Below are 1981 nucleotides of genomic sequence, written 5' to 3' on the forward strand. Positions count from 1 at the left end.
CGCCCGGACCCAGCCGATCCGGCCGTGCCGGACGTTGCGGTGCATGATCAAACGGCCAGGCTCGAAGTACATTCGCCCTCCCCGAGGGTCGACGCCGTGTCGGCTGCGGAGCCGCGCACGGCCACTGCGGCGTTAGGAAGGGGCCCTTCCTATACCGAAAGCGTTGACAGGGGCCCTTCCTTGCACTCTCAGTAGGCGCGGGCCAGGATGGCGACCAGGTCCGGCTCGTCCTCGGAGTCCGGGACCGAGCCGTCGGCGCGCAGCAGACAGCGCACCGTCACGCCCTGGCCGTTCGCCTCGGCCTCGCCGGCCACCCCGACCGCCGACCACGGCACGCGGGCCCAGCCGGTGGCCGCCGCCTCGATCGCCTCGGCGAGCGTGGCGACCTGCACGGTGCGGGACTCGCGGTGGGCCAGGGCCTGGTCGTGCAGGGCCCGCTGGTCGGTCTCCAGGGCGGCCAGCACCGCGCCTACCACGTCGGCGACCGGAGTCGGGGACTTCGAGCCGTCCGTACGCCGGACCACGACCGCGTTGCCGGCGGCCAGGTCGCGGGGGCCGACCTCGACGCGCACCGGATAGCCGCGCAGCTCGGCGTCGACGGCCCGACGGCCGAACGGGGTGTCGGTGCGGTCGTCGAGCGCGACCCGCACGCCGGCGTCGCGCAGCGCGTCGCACAGCTTGGCCGCCGCCTCGCCCACGCCGTCGCCGGCCTTGACCACCATGACGTACGCCTGCACGGGCGCCAGCCGCGGCGGGACCCGCAGGCCGTTGTCGTCGCCGTGGGCCATGATCAGGCCGCCCAGCATCCGGGTCGAGGTGCCCCAGGAGGTCGTCCAGGCATGCTCCCGGCCGCCCTCGGCCGAGGAGTAGCTGATGTCGAACGCCTTGGCGAAGTTCTGCCCCAGCTCGTGGCTGGTGCCGAGCTGGAGGGCCTTGCCGTCGCCCATCATGCCCTCGCACGTGTACGTGGCGGTGGCCCCGGCGAAGCGCTCCCGGACGGTCTTGAGGCCCACCACGACCGGGATACCGAGCACGTTGACCATCAGGTCCTCGTACGCCTCGTGCAGGATCCTGCGGGCGTACGCGCGGGCGTCGGAGCTCGTGGCGTGGGCGGTGTGCCCCTCCTGCCAGAGGAACTCGCTGGTCCGCAGGAAGATGCGCGGGCGCAGCTCCCAGCGGACCACGTTCGCCCACTGGTTGAGCAGCAGCGGCAGGTCCCGGTACGAGTCGATCCACTTGGCCATGAACTCGCCGATCACCGTCTCGCTGGTGGGGCGCACCACCACCGGCTCGGCGAGCTGCTTGCCGCCGCCGTGGGTGACCACCGCCAACTCCGGCGAGAAGCCCTCGACGTGCTCGGCCTCGCGCTTGAGGTAGCTCTCCGGGATGAACAACGGGAAGTACGCGTTCTCCGCACCGGCCGCCTTGATCCGGGCGTCCATCTCGGCCTGCATCCGCTCCCAGATGGCGTAGCCGGCCGGCCGGATGACCATGGTCCCCCGGACCGGGCCGTTGTCGGCCAGCTTCGCCTTGGCGATCAGGTCCTGGTACCAGCGGGGAAAGTCCTCCGCACGGGGAGTGAGCACGCGTGCCATGACCAGACATCCTATGCGCCCCGCCGTGCGACGCCGTCATCGGGCGCGCTCGCGCCCACGCGCCGCCGTGCCCTCGCCCCCCCCGTGCTCTAGCTGTAGCGCCCGCGCTAGCGCCCACGCGCCGGTCTTCTTCTGCTCCGGCTCGGTGCCGTCGCCCCGGCGGGGTGACGCCGGCCGTAGACTTCGACCACCATGGGTGAAGTGAGGGACGCTGCCCGGCAGCGGCTGCGGGACAGCATCGTCGACGCCGCCCGGAGGCAGACGATCGCCGGGGGCTGGGACGGCGTGCGGATGGGCGGGGTGGCCGCGGCGGCCGGGGTGAGCCGGCAGACCGTCTACAACGAGTTCGGCACCAAGGCGGGGCTGGCCGAGGAGCTGGCCAAGCG

General features: G+C 72.9%; 2 protein-coding genes. One reads left to right on the forward strand and one right to left on the reverse strand.

Annotated elements, in window-relative coordinates; translation table 11 throughout:
- Nucleotides 1-188 precede the first annotated feature (188 nt).
- Nucleotides 189-1595 (reverse strand): proline--tRNA ligase, encoded by a 1407-nt coding sequence (gene proS / locus E1258_RS32320; protein ID WP_007075209.1) that lies wholly within the window; start codon nucleotides 1593-1595, stop codon nucleotides 189-191.
- A gap of 192 nt (nucleotides 1596-1787) precedes the next feature.
- On the opposite strand from proS, the gene E1258_RS32325 reads away from it, so the two are divergent.
- Nucleotides 1788-1981, forward strand: a 194-nt coding sequence (locus E1258_RS32325) for a helix-turn-helix domain-containing protein (RefSeq protein WP_132407735.1), incomplete at its 3' end; no start/stop codon positions are given.

This window comes from Micromonospora sp. KC207, from assembly GCF_004348615.1.
In the GTDB taxonomy this organism is placed as follows: Bacteria; Actinomycetota; Actinomycetes; order Mycobacteriales; family Micromonosporaceae; genus Micromonospora.